This window comes from Brevibacillus sp. FSL L8-0520 (genome assembly GCF_037963895.1).
In the GTDB taxonomy this organism is placed as follows: domain Bacteria; phylum Bacillota; class Bacilli; order Brevibacillales; family Brevibacillaceae; genus Brevibacillus; species Brevibacillus borstelensis.
In genome coordinates this window covers 87,501-106,795 of record NZ_CP150171.1, presented here as the reverse complement: position 1 = coordinate 106,795, position 19,295 = coordinate 87,501, and the positions used below count along the sequence as shown (strand labels likewise).

The following is a 19,295-nucleotide window of genomic DNA, read 5'->3' as shown; positions in this document are numbered from 1 at the left end:
TAGGGATGTACCCCGTGCAGCCAGCACGTAAAGTGACGGGCATTTTTGAATAATTTTCCCGGTTTACGGCTGGATTATCCGAGGGTAGTAGTAAATGATGACACTCGAGTACGTAGAACGAATGGATGTGGCATATGGAAAACCAAACCATTTACAGCTATAAACTGGTGCGCCGTTTTCGCTGGCGCTTGGCCGGATCACTGTTACAGCTCTTGCTTTTCGGACTGGTTTTTGCGGCTGCTGCACGCCTGCTGGCAATCCCGGCTCCAGCCCTGGTTGTCTCATTGGCTGTGTTGCCGGGAATAGCGATCATCCATCTCTGTTTATTTCGCATGTACGTTCACTTGCGGGGGCATGCTCCTCAGACGACTCCAGACATGCTGTTCTCACCCTGGTGGGGAGCCGGCTATCGACTGCCTGTCCCGCTCTCGGCCTATCGTGGTGCGGAAGCGACCGTTCTGGCAGGAAGCCTGTTTCTGACCGCATTCCTGTACGTCTGGCTGCCCGTTCCCTATGGCATTACACTTTTTGCCGGTGCGATTATTGCTGCGCTGCCAAGGCTGTTGGCCCTGCTTGTTTCCCTCCGCCTGCCTAAGCATTGCCGCGTCAAATACGAAAATCGCAGTGTCGCCTTTCTGCTGACCGACGGCTGACTTTGTCAGCTTTTAGATCATCCACATTTTGATCACGATCAGAGCGGCCAGACCCGGCAATCGCAACAACCCGGTCAGTAGAGCCGTAACAGGGTTGATCGGAATGTGAAAGTCGGCCAGTTCCCCGACGAGGTTGGCGAAAAACAGCAAAACGGCGCCAATGACCAGCTGCATGACACCGAATCCAAGCCAGCGGATCGGCCCCCATACTGATTTGCTGGCCGCAATCAACAGCAACATCCCCGCAACGAGCAGGGCAATCAACCACCCTGATGTCATGGAAATCCCCCTTACGCTTGTTGGTGTTCCCGCTCCCTTTTCGCATGGGAGAGCAGATACATGTAGCGTTTTTCAGTTAGCTGCAGGTAGTAAATAGCATCTTCCAGCCCGTTGTCCGGCTCGCTGATTTCCATCAGATGGCTGGCGTGCTGCCAGTCGAGCCGAGCGCGGTTGACCGCTTCCTCAATTCCGTTGCTTCCCCATGTAACTGATGGTTTTTCCTGCCTCCAAAAGCCCATTGCCCATCCTCCCTATTGGAAGTAATAAAGAACACCGGCCATATTATTGAGTGCATGCAGGAGTACGGCCCCCCATATTGATTGGAAGCGATGACGCAGATACCCGAGGAATACGCCCATCGCAAACAGCGGTGCGAGCAAAGCGATATCCACATGCATCAACGCAAACCACAGACTGCTGATAAAAATGCCGATCACGGCACCGAGCCGCCTCACGAGGAACGTTTGCACCACACCGCGGAACAGCAATTCCTCCGCGAGTGGAACCAGCCCTCCGATCATCACTAGCGAGGTCAAGACAGCCCATCCATTGCGTTCGCGCGCATGGACGATCTCCTGTTCGATTTGCTTTTCTCTCTCCGAGTCGAGTGCCAGTCCAAACCATTCAGCGACCGGTTTGGTAACTGCCACATCAAGCAGCAGCATGACAGCCAAGAACAACAGGATCAAACTGACGATCATCCATCCCAGCTGACGTGGCCTGCGAACGCCTATCTGATCCAGGCGCCCTCGCAGCATCAGCGGCACAAGCACCAAAATAAAAAGCTGAAAGGAGGCAGATTCAACAAAACTGCCAACCGAACCTGCGGGAAAAAGCGTGGCAGGCAAAACCAATCCGTACATCACCAGCGTACATGTCTGAAACACGTGAAGCCATGCGACTACGTGCAGCACATCACTGCCCGTCACTTCGGACGGGGTCCACAGCCAGTCCCCTCTCCCCCGGTTTCTCGCCGCTTGCACCGCATACACGATGGAAACCAGCAGACTTATCCCTGTGACACTCAATATGAGAATAACGAGCCACGCTGCCGGCTCCTCAGCAGTTGTCGCCACCCATAAGCCGTCAGTTCCCCGCTGAAAGCGGACCATGAACAACTCCGCTGCAAACATGACCCAATAGCCGATAAACAGGACGATCGCCCAGCTCTTCGTCCGGTCTTTCTGTGTCCTTTCCGAGAGCAGCAGCCCCGGTCCATTCAGCATTGTCTCACTCTCCCCGTTACACTTTATGTCTCGTCCTAGCAAAAAAGTAGTTTTTTGAAAAAAAAAGACAGGCAAGCCTGTCTGGGTTTGAGGTATTGCATTTTCTCTTATAATTCCCGTCGCCCTTCCAATGCCTTGGTCAGCGTAACCTCGTCTGCGTACTCCAAATCACCGCCAACCGGCAATCCGTGGGCGATCCGCGTGACCCGAATACCGAACGGCTTGATCAGACGGGAAATGTACATCGCCGTCGCTTCTCCTTCGATATTGGGATTCGTCGCCAAAATGACTTCCTTCACCTGCTCGTCTCCCAGCCGCTTGAGCAGATCAGGGATGCGAATGTCCTCCGGCCCAATCCCATCCATAGGGGAGATGGCTCCGTGCAGCACATGGTAATACCCCTCGAACTCCCGGGTCTTTTCCATCGCCACCACGTCTTTCGGCTCCTGTACGACGCAGATGATCGAGCCGTCCCGACGTTTGTCGCGGCAAATATGGCACGGATCGAGATCGGTGATGTTGTTGCAAACAGAGCAATACTGCAATTGGCGCTTGGCATTGACCAGCGCCTTGGCCAAGTCCAGGACATCGTCCTCTTTCATATTGAGTACAAAAAAGGCCAGGCGTCCTGCCGTTTTCGGACCGATGCCTGGCAGTTTCATAAAGCCTTCGATCAGTTTTGAGACCGGTTCGGGATAAAACATCGCTTCTACTCCTTCAAAAGGCTCCGACGTGCGCGACTAGAACAATCCCGGAATGTTCATCCCTCCGGTAAAGCGTCCCATTTCTTTGCCGACCAATTCATCGACTTTGCGCAGAGCATCGTTGACAGCGGTCAAAACGAGGTCCTGCAGCATTTCCACATCATCGGCGTCCACTACTTCCGGCTTGATCGTAATGTCGATAATTTCCTTATGACCATTGGCCTTTACCATTACGGCGCCGCCGCCAGCAGAGCTTTCCACTACCTTTTCCTTCAGGCCTTCCTGGGCTTTTTGCATCTCTTCCTGCATTTTCTTTACTTGACGCATCATTTGTTGCATGTTTTTCACGTGGTTGTCCTCCTTAATCGGATGTGTGGTTATCTATTCTTTCACTTCAACAAGTCCCTCGCCCACCAGACGGATGGCCTCAGCCACAAACGGGTCCTGCTCCTCTTGCGTCTGAGCCTCTCCCTGCGCCGCTTGCTGGTGAACCGACTGCCACTCTTCTTCCATGACGGAGAGAAGCTGCAGCTGCTTGCCAATTACAGCGAAAATGGCCCGCTCGATCACGCTTTTCAATTCCGGCTCCATCGTCTTGTCGCAGTGAATCGGGCTGGTAAAGGTAACGATGATCGAATCGCCGCCAACTGCAGCGGGCTGCCCGTTAACCAACCAGGCTTGATACTGGATTTTGACCTTTTTGACCTCGGCCAATATCTGGCTCCACTGGCCACGGACCTGACGGGACATCGCTTCATCGATGGCCATTGCCGCTTCCCGCACCTTGTTCATCGGTGTCCGCGAACCCCCACCGGCAGCAGCCGGACGGCGCGCTTCACTTTTTCGCGGTTCCTCTGCTCTCGGTTGACCGGCTTCCATGGCCTGCCCCTGGGCGAGCTGCGCAAGCTTCTCTTCCAGCACTCTGACGCGATTGACAAGTGCAGCCAGGTCGTCATTCCCCACAGCACTTTGTACGGGTGCTGCCGGAGCTTTCCCCTGCACTTGGCATAATTTCACCAGCGTCAGTTCCACCAGTACGCGAGAGTAGGTAGACCATTTCAATTGGGTAAGTGCCTGATTGCATGTCTCAATGGCCTCGTAGAGGTCGGCTATCTCGTACAGCTTTGCCACTTGGGCGAACTGTTCGTCGATCGTTGTCCGTTCCACGATTTCTTCCAAGTGAGGTGCTGTCTTCAGGAGCAGCATATCTCGATAGTAGTGGAGAAAATCGTTTAAAAATTGCTCAGGGTTTTTCCCTTGCACCATCACCTTGTCAAACTGCTCCATGACCGGAGCTACATCGCGTTCGGCGATATGTTTGGCCAATACGGAAAAGTACCCCTGTGACACCGTTCCCGTTATCTGCATAATGTCAGCAGCTGTTACCTGATCCTTGGAGTAGCTGATCGCTTGATCCAGCAGGCTCAGCGCATCACGCATGCCGCCCTCCGCCAGTTTTGCCACCAGCGTCAAGGCTTGCTCTTCTACCCGCACCTGCTGCGCTTCACAAATATATGACAAACGCCTGACCATCTCCCTCAGCGGGATGCGGTGAAAATCGAAGCGCTGGCAGCGAGAGATAATCGTAGCAGGCAGTTTGTGCGGTTCAGTCGTCGCTAAAATAAAAATGACGTGGGGAGGAGGTTCCTCCAGCGTTTTTAACAGCGCATTAAACGCTTCCGTCGTCAGCATATGCACTTCGTCAATAATGTACACCTTGTACCTGACATCGCTGGGAGCAAATTTTACCTTGTCGCGAATGTCTCGTATCTCCTCAACCCCCCGGTTGGAGGCGGCGTCGATTTCCAGTACATCGGTGACGGAGCCGTCGGTGATTGCCTTGCAGGTATCGCACTGATTGCACGGCTCGCCATCCTGCGGCTGCTCGCAGTTTACAGCCTTGGCCATAATTTTGGCTGCACTGGTCTTGCCTGTACCTCGGGGACCGTTGAACAAATAGGCGTGAGACAGCCTTTGCTCGCGCAACGCATTGCGCAAGGTGACGGTCACATGCTCTTGTCCTACCACGTCTTGAAAGGCTTGCGGTCGGTAAACGCGATACAGCGCGGTGTAAGCCATGGTTGTGTGACACTCCAATCTGCACAGTCCTCTTCCGAATCTCATCTATTATACAACATCTGCTCCGCATCGTACAAAGAAAACGCCCCGTACTGCTTGCGGGACGCCTCGTAGAAGGTCTTGTTTACAAATAGGGGAGCAGGATGTGGAAGGTCGTGCCATATCCTTTGGTGGAAACGCGAATCTGTCCACCGATATCGTGAATGATCTTTTGGCAAACAGACAGGCCCAGGCCGGTCCCCTCTTCTTTTGTGGTAAAGAAAGGGTCGAATATTTTGTCAATAATGTACAACGGTATTCCCGGTCCGGAATCTCTGATATCAATGCTGACCTTGTCGCCGTCTGGATCGATGTGGTGGGAGATGTTCAAGGTCCCCTGTTCTCCCATGGCCTCAATCCCGTTTTTGCAAATATTGATGAAAACCTGTTTCAATAGTTCGGTATCCCCCACGACAAGCGGCAATTTGCCTCGGGACGAAAACTGGACTTCAACGCCGTAGAGCAAAGCCTGCGATTCCACGATCGGCAGGATTTCCTCAAAAACGGTATTCAAATCGACGATCGCGTACTGCACATCACGGGGCTTGCTCAGCAGTAAAAACTCGCTGACAAGAGAGTTGATCCGGTTGATCTCCGTCAACATGATTTCGGTGTAGGTTCGTTCGCGATCCATCCCGTTTTCGCTAAACGATTGCAAAAACATTTGCAAAAAACCTTTTATGGACGTGAGCGGATTGCGGATTTCGTGTGCGGTGCCGGCAGCGATCTGCCCGATCATGGCCAGCCTTTCGTTCCGCTCTATTTTTTGCTCGAAGGAGCGCAGGTTTGTTATATCCTTAAAGAGAAAGAAAGCACCTACGGTTTTACCCGATTCATCCTGAAGCGTGTTGGCGTCGACAATTAGTTCATAGCGTTGGTTGTCATTGCTCCATGACGTCGCCATGTTGTAGAGTTTGACACCGTCCAACAGTTCGCGTCTGATGAGTCGATGATCCTCCGGGATCCCGGCGAAGATTTGGTCTACGTGCTTATTGATGACCTCCATGCGGTTTTTTCCCAGCAGTTTGCAAGCCATTTGACTCGCTTCTACGATACGTCCTTGCTCATCCAGCACAAACAAACCCAGGCTGCTGTCATTCGTAAGTTTGTCAATCAGCCTTTGGGAGAGCGTGTTCTCCGTTTCTTTGCCCAGCTCAAACAAGTGGACCACATAAGACGGATGTTCTCCGGGCTGCATCATAATTATCGCTGGCGTTTTGCCAGTTCTGCCCTGACTGTCCTGCCAGAGCACATCCAGCGTTTGGTCAGCTTCCTGGCCCATTAGTTCCAAATACAACTGCTCTATCGTACCGTCGTACGGCAAAAGAAGGTGAAAGGGCTTGTTGATCAGCTCTTCGTATCGATAGCCTGTGACACGCAACAGCTGTTCATTCACCTCTACGATACATCCCGCTTGATCTACCAGGAAAATAGCAGTTGGCAACTGTTGGACAAACTGTTGCAATCTTTTGGACGAGCCGACGAGATGTAACGACATTGATTCTCCCACAGCTTGTCCCCCCTGACCTTAGCATTTTTCAAGCGTCTGCCGTTCACGTACAATTTCGTCAAAAAATGGGAATAACCTTCCGGAACAACCGATTTTTACCGGAAATGTTTTCGCTAGAGATCGCCAGAAAGCAACAAAAATTGTCATGAACGGCTCATGGCAGTCTATGGCTAAATAAAAAACGGTACGATCCGCTCAGGAACATACCGTCTGTTCTTCATTATTTATATTATATACCGTGCACCTATCGTCGATCGTCCCCATCCAAGCGTTACTTATGACTACAGCTCAGAACAGGCTACCCTGCGGCACACGCGATGATCCACTTATGGCTGCTTCCTTCCGGACCTGACCAGGTTCATGGGTTCACGTTGCACAGGACCCGCTCCTCAACACCGCCATCATAAGGCAGCCTCACATGAGAAGACCTCTGATAGGAATTCAACCCTGCTATTGCGGATTGCAGGTTACAGGGCACCGCAACCTCCCCGTCTAGCACGGTAGCATAAGCATACCAAAGATAAGGTGTAATCGCAAGGCGTAAAGCCAACCAAAAGAGGGAATCTCCCCCTCAGGCTTGTGCAGCTGCCGGCAGATCGCTTTGGTTGGTGTAGGATGGAAGCTTGTTTCTATGGAAACAACCTGCTTTGTAAGCCTTGCTGAACACCTGAACGATTTCCGGATCAAACTGGGTGCTGGCGCAGCGGAGGATCTCGGCATGAGCTTCCTCCATGGAAAGCGCTTTTCGGTAAGAACGAGTTGAAGTCATCGCATCAAAGGTATCGGCAACTGCCAAAATTCTCCCCATCAGCGGGATATCCTTTTCCGCCAGCCTGTCCGGGTACCCCCTGCCGTCCCACCTCTCATGATGATGGCGGACACCAGGGCTCACGTGGGCAAGACTTACGATTTGATTGACGATATTCGCGCCGATCGAGGCATGCAGCTTGATCAATTCATACTCCTCGTCCGTCAGCTTTCCGTCTTTGAGCAGGACGCGATCAGGTATCGCCACCTTGCCAATATCGTGCATCAACCCTGCAAAACGAAGGTCATCACGGGAAAATTCCGCTTTTTTTCGTTCGTCCATATGATCGTAGATAATCAGCGCATATTCCGTGACGCGTTCACTGTGCCCCGCGGTATATGGGTCCTTCATTTCAACGGCCAGATAGAAGCTCCGGACGATTTGATCGAGCCCTGTCTGCATGTAATCCCGCTCGCGTTGGATCAGCGTCTGAAGCTGTGAGGCCATTTGATTAAATTTATCCTCAAGCTGAGATATCTCCTGCAGCCCGTGTTTTTTTACCCGTATGGAGAAATCGCCCTGCTGCAAGGCTTCCGTCGCCTCGACCAGGGAACGGATCGGTCTGTCAATCCACTTGGCCACACGCCGGGTAATGATCACCGCCAACAACACCACCAGAATCGTGACCACCCAAAAGATCTCTTTCAGCGGATTTAGCTGTTGGTCAATCGCACTGTTCGGCAGGAGCTCTACGTAGGTGTATCCCGATACAGGCGACGTGTAGTGAAACAGGTGCATTTCTTCATTTCCATGAATGAACGGAATGACTTCTTTTCCGGTACCTTCCTGCAGCGCTTGGAGCACAGAGGAATATTCCTGACCCGTCCAGTCTTCCCTGTCGGTTCCGTCCTTGTCTCCAAAAAGCAGCATATTGCCTCTGGAAAAGATGAGCAGCGTCGTATTGGTCGGTCGGATATCTTTCTGCAGCCATTTGTTGATTTGTTTGGCATTCCACTCTATCGCCAGAACCCCAAAAAGCCTGCCCTGGTCATCCTTTATCAGACGGGAGGTCCACCAGCTCTCTCCTTCCCGACCGTCGCTCTTCATAATATGAAAATGGCCCTGCCCGTCCCTCAACGTATGATGGTAAACATCCCATCCTCGCGGGTCGCTTTCACTTCCCCCGTTTTTCGGCAGCAAGAAGAGGGAGGTCCCATCAATGCCGATCAGACAAATATTTCGCGAGTTTGCGTGTTTTTTCTGAATTTCGGTAAAAGCTTCAAGTACGGCCGCTGTCTCAGCAGTCGGAGTGGAGGGGGGATGGCCTCTGCCTGGAGGCATGATGAGCTTGCCGGAATTGATCGGGGCTGACAATTTTTCCGCCAGCTTGTCCAGTTCCCGTTGCCCTACCATCGAGTAGAGGGAAAGTTGGTCGTCAAGGCGGCGCATGTGTTCCCGGATGTTTGTCGAATACTGTTCAAACAGCGCCTTTTTCGCCGCATGATAGTTGACCAGGCTGACGAGGATGATGGGGATCAGGCACAAAAACAGCAAGGCTGCAAATATTCGATCTTTTGCTTTAGAAAACATGAGCCTCCCCCTTCTCAGTCAGTTTTTTGGCTGCGACGACACTTTGGCAAAAGGATATCTCCTGTCCTCCAAGCATACGCTATGAAAAGGAGATGCCCGCTCTGTTTGACAAACTGAATCTGGTTTGCTGCCAATATTCGGTGACACTTCAATACCTTCCACCTTGGAGTGGACAATAAACCTGTTATTTGTTGATTGAACGGATTTTTTTGCCATCAAATTTTCCATACATAGACAAAAGGAAATATTCGTATTATCCTAGCAAAGTACAAACACACTGTAAGGAGTTACATACCTATGCGATACATTCTGCTTGTCTTTTTGGGCGCATGCAGCTATGGAATTTTGTCGACGATTGTCAAGCTGGCCTACGGACAAGGATATTCACCGGCGGAAGTAGTAGGCGGGCAGATCTTTTTTGGTTTCGTACTAACGTGGATACCGGCCCTCTTTGCCCTGCGCCATAAGCCGCCTCTCAAGCGTATTCTTCTGCTTTTGGCTGCTGGACTTCCGGTCGGCTCCACCGGTTTGCTCTACTACAACGCCTTGCAGCATATACCCGCTTCTATTGCGATTGTTCTGCTGTTTCAGTTTACCTGGATGGGCGTCTTGCTGGAGACCATCCTCACACGCAAAAAACCTTCTGCGCCCACCTTGTTTTCACTCGTTCTGCTGCTCGCGGGCACGCTTTTGGCCGGGGGTGTGCTGGACAAAGGAATCAGCGAATTTTCGCTCGTCGGTGTCATCTTTGGGCTTTTGGCTGCCGTTTCGTACACCTTGTTTATCTTTTTTAGCGGAAAAGCGGCTGCCGACGTGAATCCCTGGATTCGTACATCTTTTATGTCGACTGGCTCTATGCTGCTCATATTTCTTATCTACCCGCCAGCCTTTCTCACCAGCGGCGTGCTGTGGGAAGGCCTGTTTGGATATGTGTTTCTGCTCGCCTTGTTCGGCGTGTTTGTCCCGACTGTTTGCTTTACTTTCGGAGTCCCGCACACCGGTCCGGGGATGGCCGGAATCCTGGGAGCTGCGGAGCTGCCGACGGCCGTCTTTTCTTCCTACCTCATCCTGCAGGAGTCTGTCAGCCTGCTGCAATGGCTTGGCGTGGTCGTCATCCTGCTCGGAATGGTGCTGCCTGAGTGGGCACGCCACCGCGGAAAAAGCAAAGCGCCCTCTCCCCTGTCTTGAGCAGGAAGAGGGCGCTTTTCGCATCTGCCTTAATGCGGCAAGAATGCAAGCTGATAAATAAACAGGATAGCAAAAATATAAACAAGGAGATGCACTTCTCTCCATTTCCCTTTCAACACCTTCATCAGCGGGTAGGAAATAAACCCGAGCGCGATCCCCGTCGCGATGCTGGAGGTGAGCGGCATGCTGACGATGACGAGAAAGGCGGGGAAAGACTCGTCCATCGCATCCCAATCGATATAGCGGACATTGCCCAGCATCATGGAGCCTACCACGACGAGCGCCGGAGAAGTAATCACAGAAATCCCTGATACGGCACCCACCAGAGGGCCAAAAAACGCTGCGATTCCAAACAGGAGCGCCACCACTACCGCTGTGACTCCCGTGCGTCCTCCTGCCGCTACCCCTGAGGCCGACTCGATGTAGGCGGACGTCGGACTGGTTCCGAATACGGAGCCGATCAGTGTAGCAGCGGAATCCGCAACCAGCGCCCTCTCTGCCCGGGGAAGCTTGTTGTCCACCAGTAATCCCGCTTGCCTGCTCACTCCGAGCACAGTTCCAGTCGTATCAAACAAGGTAACCAGCAAAAAGGAGAAAACGACGGCGTACAATCCGTAGCTGGCCACATCAGAAAAAGCCTGAATCGGGCTTAAAACGATCAAACCATTCGGCAGTGAAGGAGTGGAAATGAGTCCTTTTTCAAAAGTTAGCTGCCCATTCAGGCAAGCCAGCAGTCCGGTGACCACCATTCCGAAAAAAAGCGCACCGTTCAGATTGAGCGATAAAAATACAAGCGTGACACCGAGCCCGATCAAGGCCAGGACAACTTGCGGAGAGTGAAGGTCGCCCAACGCGACCAGATTGGTCGGGTGATCAGTGACAAGCCCTGTTAAGCGCAGACCGATAAAAGTAATAAACAAACCGATCCCGGCCGTAATGGCGTATTTGAGATTATCGGGGATCACTTCGATCAGCTTGGAGCGAAGCGGCGTCAAAGACAACAGGACAAACACCACTCCGGCGACAAAGACAGCCGAAAAGGCGACAGTGTACGTCAGGGCGCCCTCCGCTTTCACAACCGAGTAGGCGAAATACGCATTAAGCCCCATAGCCGGCGCGATAGCGATCGGGTAATTGGCCCACAGGCCCATGATCAAGGTTCCCGCCACAGTGGCTATGATCGTTGCGGTGAAGCCCTGTTCAAACGGCAAACCGGCATCGGCCAAAATAAGCGGGTTTACCACCATAATGTAAGCCATCGTAAAAAAAGTCGTAAGACCTGCGATCACTTCCTGCTTCCAGGTCCACTTGCGCTGGTTGATCATGTGCAGAGCTGCTCCTGTATATCCGATTTTTCAAAGCTCCAGATAAAAACGGCAAAAATTGCGCTTTGTCTCCCTCCGATAAAGGATGGATACACGTATTTTGATCAAATGCGGCCCACTTCATCCGCCTTTTCCTTGTGGTCTGACAGCTCCGTCACGTAGATTCCCGCAAGCATGAGAGCCACCCCGATCACTACGACAGTGGTCAGCGGTTCTCCCCACAGGAGCCAGGAGAAAAGAAAAGCAAAAACCGCTTCCAAGGAGAGCAGGATGCTCACGTGAACCGGCGGAGAAAATTGTTGTGCCTTGATTTGAACGACATAGGCCAAAAGCGTCCCGATCAGGCAGTCAAACCAGAAAGCAAACCAGCCGTACCCGCTGAGCTGATGAGGAATCGGCTCGCTGACGGCAGCAATCGCCGTATCGATCACGCCCACAACCATCAGCTGAATCATCACAAAGGCAAGCGTATCGATGTCCTGGTGCTTTTCATAGGCTCGGTCGACCATCAGGATGTGCAGCGCAAAAAAGACGGCACAGAGGAACACGAGCAGATCGCCCGACGACAGCCCGGCCCATTCCCCTTCCCCCGACAAACAAAGCAGACCTGCGAAAGCGAGCAGAGAGCCTATGACTGCCCCCTTTTTTACCGGCAGCCTTCTCCACAGGAAATACAAAAATGGAACGAGAATCACATTGGTTCCTGTAATAACTCCGGCCTTGCCCGGTGTCGTCCTCTCGATCCCCAGGATTTGCAAGGTGTAGGCGGCACACAAGGCAATTCCGCAAACCGCTCCTTGTATCCACACCTCCCGGCTAACGGACCTCAGACGTTTCCAAACAAACGGCAACAGGATCAAAGCCGCGACGAGGAAGCGCGTTCCGGTGAAAACGAAGGGTGTCAGCTCCGTCAGCAGATCCTTGGACAGGATAAACGTATAGCCCCAGGCAAGAGCTATAAAAAGTAACGACAAGTCTGCCCAAAGAAGTTGTTTTTTTGTATGCACACTATCACGCCTCCCATAATCATCCATTATAAGTGAGAGATGAGAGAGCAAGCTTGCATTGCAAGAAAAAAAATACCTCCGCTTTGCAGCGGAGGGCGAAAAGACAATGGACATTTTATTTATACTAAAAATTATTCATTCAAGCTACCCATTGGACCAAAAAACTCGTAGTGGATGCGTTCATGCGGTACTCCCCATTCCTGCAGCGCGCGATAGACGGTTTTCATAAACGGAACGGGGCCGCAGAAATAAAAATCAGCCCGGTTATCGGGGAGCAGTGACTGCAGCAATGGCAGATCGACATGGCCTTCCTTGTCAAAGCCGCCGAGCTTGCGGTCTTCCTCAGTCGGCTCAGAGTAAAGAACATATGACCGTACATTTTCATGACGACGTGCAAGCTGAGTTACCTGCTCCTTCATCGCATGAGTCAGACTGTTGCGAGCCGCATGAATGAACATGACCGGCCTTTTCGGTTGACGCTGCGCTAGTGTTTGAAGCATGCTCACCAGCGGCGTAAGCCCAACGCCGCCACTTAACAGCACCACAGGCGTGTCGGCTTCCGTATCCAGAATGAAATCGCCGGCAGGTGCGCTGATTTGCAGGATATCGCCTTCCTGCACATGACTGTGAAGATAGCAGGAGACGATTCCAGCCGGTTTCTCCTCTCCTCCGTCTTCACGCTTGACGCTGATGCGGTAATATTCCTTGCCGGGACTGTCGGACAGGCTGTACTGGCGAATATGCGTATGAGTCTCACCGGGTACTGTCATTTTCACGCTGATGTACTGGCCAGGCTGGAAGGGAGGAAGCGGTCCGCCATCCTTTGGCTTCAGGTAGAAAGATGTTACGACAGCGCTCTCTTTCTCCTTTTTGACCACGACGAAATCGCGAAAATCTCTCCAGCCCCCCTCTGCTGCCTCGGCTTCCCGGTACATGCCTTCTTCCACGCTGATAAAGGCATCGGCGATGACACCATATGCTTCGGCCCAGGCATTGATGATTTCATCGGTCGCCGCATCGCCCAGGACATCCTTGATAGCGGCAAGCAGATTCTCCCCGACGATGGGATAATGCTCCGGCTTGATGCCCAGACTCCGATGCTTATGGGCGATTTGCTTCACTGCCGGCAGGATCGCTTCCAGATTGTCGATATGGGCAGCCGCCGCATAAACGGCATTGGCAAGGGCTGTTTGCTGACGGCCTTGCTTTTGATTGGCGTGATTGAATATGTTCAAAAGTTCGGGATGGCTTGCAAACATCATTTCGTAAAATCTGGTTGTAATGGCTTTGCCGTGCACCTCGAGGACAGGCACAGTCGATTTGATGATCGCAATGGTTTGTGGACTAAGCATGCTAGGCCCTCCTTCTTTCCTGAGGTCAATTTCTTTGACAACTCTCAGTATAAAGGGGGGCATTTTCCGCATCTGTGACTGGAATCACATCAAACGTGGAAGGTTTGTGAACGGCAGGGCGGGTCTTCGTTTCTATTGAACCGGCTGGGGCTCTTCTTTTTCCGGCCGCCAGTCGCGGACGTCGTTGTCCTCCAGAATGCCCAGCGTGACATCCGTAATGTCCGGGTCCTTCAACAGCTCGTCCCGCACCCGGAATTTGATATCGTCTGCATCCGCAAGCGTCAGACCTTTTACCAGCTCCAGATAAACTTCAACATGGTAAAAGCGCCCTTCTTGCATAATTCTCATCCGATTGATATCCGTTACAGAAGGGTCCTGAAAAATAATGCGCGCCACCCGATCCTCCACCTCGCGAGGAGCGGCCACGCCGATCAAGCCCACCATATTGTCGTAGCCAACCTTAAACGCCACCAAGACCATCAGGATTCCGATCAGAATCGTCGCAATGCCGTCCAGTGCCTTCACAGGGGTCAACTGGGTGACGATGACCGCTAGCAACGCGAGCAAAGCCCCTGATGTCGCAACCAGATCTTCGTAAAACACCAGCCGGGTCGGAGGCGCCGCACGCCCAACATTTTGAAATGCGACTTTTATAACAGCCATTCCTTTTGCTTCCGTCCTCGTCTCTCGGGCGATTTCCTTCATCGCTTTCACCAGGATAAAGCCGTCTACGCCAACAGCCAGGAGCAATACGACAAGATTGAGTATAAAATGTCCGGCCTGTACGGGGTGGGCCAGCAGATGGAAGCCCTCCAGGATCGTCTCATACGCCATGATCGTAACCACAATTACAGCCACCATGCAAAAGATGTTGATGACCCGGCCAAAACCGGACGGAAATCGACGAGTTGGCTCCTTTTCCGCAAGCACACTTCCCGCATAGACAAATCCTTGGTTGACGGCATCGGCGACAGAATGCATGGCCGAAGCAAACATCGCCCCGCTGCCGCTCAAAGCAGCCGCGATGCCTTTTATGATCGCCAGGCCCGTGTTACCCAGTGCTGCCGCCGCAGAAGATTTATTGCCTTTTTTCATCAATTGCCACAAGGTCAATTTCCCCAACGTTATCCCCCTCTTAACAAGCCCTTTCATGATTAAATGGATAAGCGAAACAAGTGATGTTCATGATAACGGATGTGACTGATTTTTCCAATCAATTTCTCCGTCTCAAGGTGGATCTCCTGTTCAAGCTTTTGGCTGTTACGAAAGCAGGTGCTGTTTCGTATTATAAGGACATAGACATTATTATTTCGTTATCTGGGAGGATCTATCATGGATCATAAGGGAGTAAAAGCTATCACGCACGCCAGCGCTTTTTTCGCACCTGTATTGGTGCCGCTGCTCGTCTGGCTGCTCATGGCCGATCGAGAGGTTAAGAATACAGCGCTTCAGGCATTGCTGTTTCACGTGATTATCGGGGTTCTGATTGCAATATCCTGGCCGTTTGTCTTCATCCTGATCGGCATTCCATTCTTTGTCGTTTTTGGCCTGATGGCGCTGTACTACCCGATCAAAGGTATTTTGTATTCGCTCGGCGGACGTCCTTTCTCCTATCCGATCATTGGCGCTTTGGTCGGGTAACGCAGGGCGAACGATAGCCTTCATCAAAAAAATTTGATTTTATGGATTGCCAAAAACATCCGTTTCGCATATGATTGCCTATATCAAAAGTTTTTGATGAAAGGAACGGACCATGAAAGAAATCAGCACAGTTTCTGAAACAGCTCCGTCGGACACAGCATCTACAGAACCAGCTTTTGACCTCTTTGAAAGTAAATTCAAGGCTTTGGCAGATAAAAAACGACTGCAGATCATGCACGAGCTGACCAAGCACGGCCGGGTCTGCGTATGCGACCTGGCGGAAGTGCTGGAGATGGCGCAGTCTAAGCTTTCCTATCACCTGAAAATTTTGCTCGATGCCGGGTTGATCCAGAAGGAAAGCGACGGCGTCTGGAACTACTATTGGCTGAATCACGCAGAGGTCAACCGCTTGTTATCCGAAGAGCTGTGCTGTGTATTTCGCTGCAGCAGCGATTGCTGCTGATTTCTTTTTCGTCTATTCATCAATTTTTTTTGATATATCCATCAAATATTTTTGATATAGGAGGTTGTTTTCATGAAATATGCACATGTCGGAATCAATTGCACACGGCTTGATCAATCGGTTGACTTTTATACCCGTCTTTTCGGTGTTGACCCGGTCAAGACAAAGGACGACTACGCCAAGTTTCTGGTCGAGGCTGTCCGCCTGAATTTTACACTCAATGCCCGGTCCAAGGTAGGCGGCAATCAGGTCAACCATTTCGGCTTTCAAGTGGACAGCGCGAGGGAAGTGGCCGAACATCGCGAGCGCCTGCAAGCAGCCGGACTCACCATCGAAAAGGAAGAGGTCGATACCACCTGCTGTTATGCGGTACAGGACAAATTTTGGGTAGTAGACCCCGACGGCAATGAGTGGGAGTTCTTTTATACAAAAGAGGACGCCGATGTTCATTCCAAAGATGCGACTGTTTGCTGCAATCAAAAATAAACAAGGGAGACGAGATAGGATGGACAATATTTATGTAGCGGAGATGCAGGTTATGGAAAGGCAGCGGGAGCTGGATTTCATTTCTCGGCATGCATTGAAGTATCTCAAGCAGAAATCTATCAGGCGGATTGCCGTTTCTGCGCTTTGGCAAAAGGCGCGTTTACTTGCGGGAAAAAGCGGCGCCACTATCGCTTCGGCACCGCAAACCTGCTGTTGTTCCTGCGCTTGATGCTCCCTGTAGCCAGTCCCAGTTTCCCTTACCAATCCCACTTTCCTTTTTGAATGCCCAGTTTTTCTTGCAGCCAGGCGGAAAGCGTTATTTGAATCGGCTGCAAGGACTGCTCGGTACAGGCTGACTCTGGGCTGTAGGAATGCGTCCGAGCCTCTCCAAGGGTAGATTCGGCGATATGATTGGTCTTTTGCGCCTGTTCGTAGCATGGCGGAGAGATATAGGTGCGATGAGTATGCTCCAGGATCATTCGGGTATCGTCGGGAGGGGCTGCTGTTATTTTGGTAAAATTGGCTGCCAGGACAACCGCGGCCAGTGCTGCTGCCCCTCCGAACAGGAAACGGAAGAAAATCCTTTTGTTATTCATCATGCTGCTCATTCTCACGCTTTCTGATTGTAATTTTTACTGGCGAGGCAGACCTGTCCTCTTCGCCATCGGAAGGCTTTCGGCTAACCAGACTGGCGAAGGCCCCCTGCAAGCCGGATGTTCCGTACTGGGCGCGGTACTCCTCAATCGTTCCCGTACTGACCATCTTTCCGTCCATCAGAAAAATGGCCCGGTCGGCCGCTTCCTCAGCCACCTGCAGCTGATGCGTCGAGAAGATGACGGCTTGCCCTGCCTGTTTCACTTCCTTGACCAGACTGACAAACGTATCCATCCAATACGGGTCCAAACCGTTTGTAGGCTCGTCCAAAACAACCAATGCAGGTTTGTCCAGAATAGCTTGAGCAAAGAGCAGTCTCTGCTGCATCCCTTTGGAAAACACCGAGACCCGTTTGTTGCGGGCTTCCTCCAGACCGACAGCTCTTAGCGCGGCCTCTGCCTCTTGTGCAGTACGCCCCTTGAGGGAGGCAAAAAAACGGATTGTCTCGCTGGCGGTCAAGCCCGCACCAAAGTTGAAGTGATCAGGCATGTAGCCGATTTGCCGCAAATAATACTCGCGGTCAAGCTTCCGGTCCAGTCTATTCAGCTCAATGGTGCCAGAGGTCGGCTGGGTTAGTCCCGCAATCATTCGCAAAATCGTGCTTTTTCCTGCCCCGTTGCCGCCGCAAAGCGCAACGACCTGCCCTGGCCTGATGGTAAGATCAAACGGGTGGACAATCGTTTTTCCCTTTATTTTTTTCGTCACTTGCACCATTTCCAACCCGATATTAATCACGGTATCTCCCTCTTTCCCAGATGAATGTGGCAATCCCCATCGTACAGACAATCCACCCGATACTGAGAGCGATAAACCCGACAATGCCAAACGGAGACTGCATCCAGGTGACCCAGTTATAATATTCCGGACCAAAGATGGAGCCGCCCCCCATTCTGACTACCGAGAAAATCCGTACAAACTCGGCCGGATTGAGGCAGGTGGCGATTTGCAGGATTGGCTTGATCCATGTATAAGGCAAAAAGCTTACTACCGAGATGAGTATCGTCGGCCATGCGAGAATAAAGAAGAACCAGATGCTCACCCCGAACGTGAGCGCCTGCCAGCGGTTTTTGCTCAATGTACCGACGACGATCGCGATTCCCAAAAACAGCAAAACAATGCAAACGGAGAAGAACAGGAAAAAAAGCAGGGCGGAAAGTGTAAAGCCAGTCCCTAAAAACGACCCGAGCAGCCCGGATACGCCGTAACCGAAGCAGACGATCGAAACGAGCACCACCGCCAATCCAAAATATTTGCCCCATAAAAAAGCGGGCGTGGTGATCGCGTATGTAGAAAGCAGCTGCCAGCTCCCCTCCTCCTTTTCTGCGGTAAGAGAAAAGGAGGCGAGCAGCATCGTCATCAGGGGAAGGAGGTACAGAATCAGGTTCAGCATAGTCCCTGTCGTGTACGTGTACCCTTCCATAAACGATTGGGATTGGATGATCAGCAAGGCTAGGCTGAACAGAGAAAAAAGAGCCATAAAGGAATATGCCCACGGATTGCGAAAACCGATCTTGATCTCCCGTTTGGCAATTTTATCGATGTGCACTTCTGCCACTTCCCCTGATCAATTGTGTTTGCCTTGCGTTTCGGCACTTGGCGTGTGCGAGCCATTTGCGTCCGCATTCGCGCCGTGGGTACCGGATTGGCCGTCACCATTGTGGCCTCCCCCATGCTCTTCCTTATGCTTCTTCATACTGGATTCCCAGCTGTGGCTGCTCAAATCTTGCGCACTCATCACTTTGCCTGCTTGCTGCTCCTGTACGAATACCTCTGCAGCCGTTTTCTCTTTGAAGGAGTACACGCCATAGCCCATCGGCGTTTTATAGCTCTCGTCATAAGCGTAGCTGGCCTGATCGGATTTCACCCATTCCTTGGAAAGGTAGTCGCGAACAAATTGGACATCCACTTGCTCTGTTCCGTTTTCATTCGTCCAGCGGTACATGCAGCCGATGTCATCAAATTTCAAAGCTTTTCCGTCCTTGAGCACAATTTCGGTCGCGTGCTGGTTATTGGCGACCTCCATATGGCAAATATCGCACTTGTCCACGCCCTCCACAATCTCTACCGGCTGTGCCTCCTCTTTGCCACAGCCCATCATCAGTACAGAAGCTACCATCATCGCGCCTGCTGCAATTGTCCATTTCTTCATTTTTGTCTCACTCCCATATAGATTCCCAAACTCGTCAGCGCCAGTAAGCATGCACTGATACTCATCACCCAGGTACGCTCCTCGGGTTGCTCCTCGGTCTGCTCTGCGGGCAGAATCCCGTCGGTAGCCACCAGTACCGTTTTAGCAGGTGCCATCAGTGGACGAGGATCCCGGATGGCCGTACCTGTACCGGATGTAAACA

General features: G+C 51.9%; 23 protein-coding genes and 1 other RNA gene (1 of these 24 only partly in view). 6 read left to right on the top strand and 18 right to left on the bottom strand.

The window, feature by feature from the left end; all coding sequences use genetic code 11:
* Positions 1-134 precede the first annotated feature (134 nt).
* Complete coding sequence (locus NSQ24_RS00635) at positions 135-653, top strand: hypothetical protein (protein WP_003390196.1); 519 nt, start codon at positions 135-137, stop codon at positions 651-653.
* 12 nt (positions 654-665) lie between these two features.
* Here NSQ24_RS00635 and NSQ24_RS00630 read toward each other — a convergent pair whose 3' ends face one another.
* From NSQ24_RS00630 to NSQ24_RS00590, 9 genes are all read right to left on the bottom strand, one after another.
* Complete coding sequence (locus NSQ24_RS00630; protein WP_003390195.1) at positions 666-932, bottom strand: pro-sigmaK processing inhibitor BofA family protein; 267 nt, start codon at positions 930-932, stop codon at positions 666-668.
* 11 nt (positions 933-943) lie between these two features.
* Positions 944-1,171, bottom strand: a complete 228-nt coding sequence (locus NSQ24_RS00625; RefSeq protein ID WP_003390194.1) for a DUF2508 family protein — start codon at positions 1,169-1,171, stop codon at positions 944-946.
* Between the two features lie 12 nt (positions 1,172-1,183).
* Positions 1,184-2,158, bottom strand: a complete 975-nt coding sequence (locus NSQ24_RS00620; protein WP_024984319.1) for a CPBP family intramembrane glutamic endopeptidase — start codon at positions 2,156-2,158, stop codon at positions 1,184-1,186.
* Positions 2,159-2,265: 107 nt separating this feature from the next.
* Entirely contained in the window at positions 2,266-2,862 is a 597-nt protein-coding gene (gene recR / locus NSQ24_RS00615; protein WP_003390192.1) for a recombination mediator RecR, read from the bottom strand.
* Between the two features lie 36 nt (positions 2,863-2,898).
* Entirely contained in the window at positions 2,899-3,210 is a 312-nt protein-coding gene (locus NSQ24_RS00610; protein ID WP_003390191.1) for a YbaB/EbfC family nucleoid-associated protein, read from the bottom strand.
* A 33-nt stretch (positions 3,211-3,243) separates the two neighbouring features.
* Positions 3,244-4,941, bottom strand: a complete 1,698-nt coding sequence (dnaX, locus tag NSQ24_RS00605) for a DNA polymerase III subunit gamma/tau (RefSeq protein ID WP_311067894.1) — start codon at positions 4,939-4,941, stop codon at positions 3,244-3,246.
* 124 nt (positions 4,942-5,065) lie between these two features.
* Positions 5,066-6,478, bottom strand: coding sequence for an ATP-binding protein (locus NSQ24_RS00600; protein ID WP_031933409.1), 1,413 nt, complete (start codon positions 6,476-6,478; stop codon positions 5,066-5,068).
* Between the two features lie 248 nt (positions 6,479-6,726).
* An RNA gene (gene ffs, locus NSQ24_RS00595) (signal recognition particle sRNA large type) lies at positions 6,727-6,991 on the bottom strand.
* A 70-nt stretch (positions 6,992-7,061) separates the two neighbouring features.
* Positions 7,062-8,828: an HD domain-containing phosphohydrolase gene (locus NSQ24_RS00590; protein WP_311067895.1), complete on the bottom strand. Its 1,767-nt coding sequence runs from the start codon at positions 8,826-8,828 to the stop codon at positions 7,062-7,064.
* A 297-nt stretch (positions 8,829-9,125) separates the two neighbouring features.
* Between NSQ24_RS00590 and NSQ24_RS00585 the strand changes: the two genes are divergently transcribed.
* The gene (locus NSQ24_RS00585; protein WP_122958741.1) at positions 9,126-10,016 is read left to right on the top strand and encodes a DMT family transporter; all 891 of its coding nucleotides are present in this window, start codon (positions 9,126-9,128) and stop codon (positions 10,014-10,016) included.
* Positions 10,017-10,045: 29 nt separating this feature from the next.
* Here the strand turns inward: NSQ24_RS00585 and NSQ24_RS00580 are convergent, their stop codons facing one another.
* The 4 genes from NSQ24_RS00580 to NSQ24_RS00565 all read right to left on the bottom strand — a co-directional run bounded on the left by NSQ24_RS00580 (position 10,046) and on the right by NSQ24_RS00565 (position 14,795).
* Positions 10,046-11,341 (bottom strand): NCS2 family permease, encoded by a 1,296-nt coding sequence (locus NSQ24_RS00580; protein ID WP_339166968.1) that lies wholly within the window; start codon positions 11,339-11,341, stop codon positions 10,046-10,048.
* A gap of 104 nt (positions 11,342-11,445) precedes the next feature.
* Positions 11,446-12,348 carry a DMT family transporter gene (locus tag NSQ24_RS00575; protein WP_339166966.1) on the bottom strand — a complete coding sequence of 301 codons (903 nt, stop codon included), beginning with the start codon at positions 12,346-12,348 and terminating at the stop codon, positions 11,446-11,448.
* Positions 12,349-12,479: 131 nt separating this feature from the next.
* On the bottom strand, positions 12,480-13,700 hold the full coding sequence (hmpA, locus tag NSQ24_RS00570) for an NO-inducible flavohemoprotein (RefSeq protein ID WP_031933407.1): 1,221 nt from the start codon (positions 13,698-13,700) through the stop codon (positions 12,480-12,482).
* A 132-nt stretch (positions 13,701-13,832) separates the two neighbouring features.
* Positions 13,833-14,795: a cation diffusion facilitator family transporter gene (locus NSQ24_RS00565; RefSeq protein WP_085974964.1), complete on the bottom strand. Its 963-nt coding sequence runs from the start codon at positions 14,793-14,795 to the stop codon at positions 13,833-13,835.
* Positions 14,796-15,032: 237 nt separating this feature from the next.
* On the opposite strand from NSQ24_RS00565, the gene NSQ24_RS00560 reads away from it, so the two are divergent.
* The 4 genes from NSQ24_RS00560 to NSQ24_RS00545 all read left to right on the top strand — a co-directional run bounded on the left by NSQ24_RS00560 (position 15,033) and on the right by NSQ24_RS00545 (position 16,519).
* Complete coding sequence (locus NSQ24_RS00560) at positions 15,033-15,341, top strand: DUF4870 domain-containing protein (protein WP_003390180.1); 309 nt, start codon at positions 15,033-15,035, stop codon at positions 15,339-15,341.
* A 112-nt stretch (positions 15,342-15,453) separates the two neighbouring features.
* Positions 15,454-15,804, top strand: coding sequence for a metalloregulator ArsR/SmtB family transcription factor (locus tag NSQ24_RS00555; RefSeq protein ID WP_003390179.1), 351 nt, complete (start codon positions 15,454-15,456; stop codon positions 15,802-15,804).
* 72 nt (positions 15,805-15,876) lie between these two features.
* A complete protein-coding gene (locus NSQ24_RS00550) occupies positions 15,877-16,290 on the top strand; it encodes an ArsI/CadI family heavy metal resistance metalloenzyme (RefSeq protein WP_024982958.1) in 414 nt (137 codons plus the stop codon).
* Positions 16,247-16,519 carry a hypothetical protein gene (locus NSQ24_RS00545; protein ID WP_171506605.1) on the top strand — a complete coding sequence of 91 codons (273 nt, stop codon included), beginning with the start codon at positions 16,247-16,249 and terminating at the stop codon, positions 16,517-16,519. The genes NSQ24_RS00550 and NSQ24_RS00545 overlap by 44 nt, the downstream gene beginning before the upstream one ends.
* Before the next feature lie 28 nt (positions 16,520-16,547).
* On the opposite strand, the gene NSQ24_RS00540 is transcribed toward NSQ24_RS00545, so the two are convergent.
* The 5 genes in view from NSQ24_RS00540 to NSQ24_RS00520 are tightly spaced (at most 18 nt apart) and all read right to left on the bottom strand, a layout consistent with a single transcriptional unit that may run on beyond the window.
* Positions 16,548-16,889 (bottom strand): hypothetical protein, encoded by a 342-nt coding sequence (locus tag NSQ24_RS00540; RefSeq protein WP_227278100.1) that lies wholly within the window; start codon positions 16,887-16,889, stop codon positions 16,548-16,550.
* A complete protein-coding gene (locus tag NSQ24_RS00535; RefSeq protein WP_024982956.1) occupies positions 16,879-17,679 on the bottom strand; it encodes an ABC transporter ATP-binding protein in 801 nt (266 codons plus the stop codon). Before NSQ24_RS00535 ends, NSQ24_RS00540 begins: the two co-directional genes overlap by 11 nt.
* Positions 17,672-18,490 (bottom strand): ABC transporter permease, encoded by an 819-nt coding sequence (locus NSQ24_RS00530; RefSeq protein WP_003390174.1) that lies wholly within the window; start codon positions 18,488-18,490, stop codon positions 17,672-17,674. Before NSQ24_RS00530 ends, NSQ24_RS00535 begins: the two co-directional genes overlap by 8 nt.
* 18 nt (positions 18,491-18,508) lie before the next feature.
* A complete protein-coding gene (locus NSQ24_RS00525) occupies positions 18,509-19,093 on the bottom strand; it encodes a nitrous oxide reductase accessory protein NosL (protein ID WP_243014916.1) in 585 nt (194 codons plus the stop codon).
* Positions 19,090-19,295, bottom strand: the 3' portion of a protein-coding gene (locus NSQ24_RS00520) for a NosD domain-containing protein (protein WP_231504267.1). The gene runs 1,159 nt beyond the window's last position; 206 of the gene's 1,365 nt are visible here — the last part of the coding sequence; its start codon lies off the right edge, out of view; the stop codon is at positions 19,090-19,092. Before NSQ24_RS00520 ends, NSQ24_RS00525 begins: the two co-directional genes overlap by 4 nt.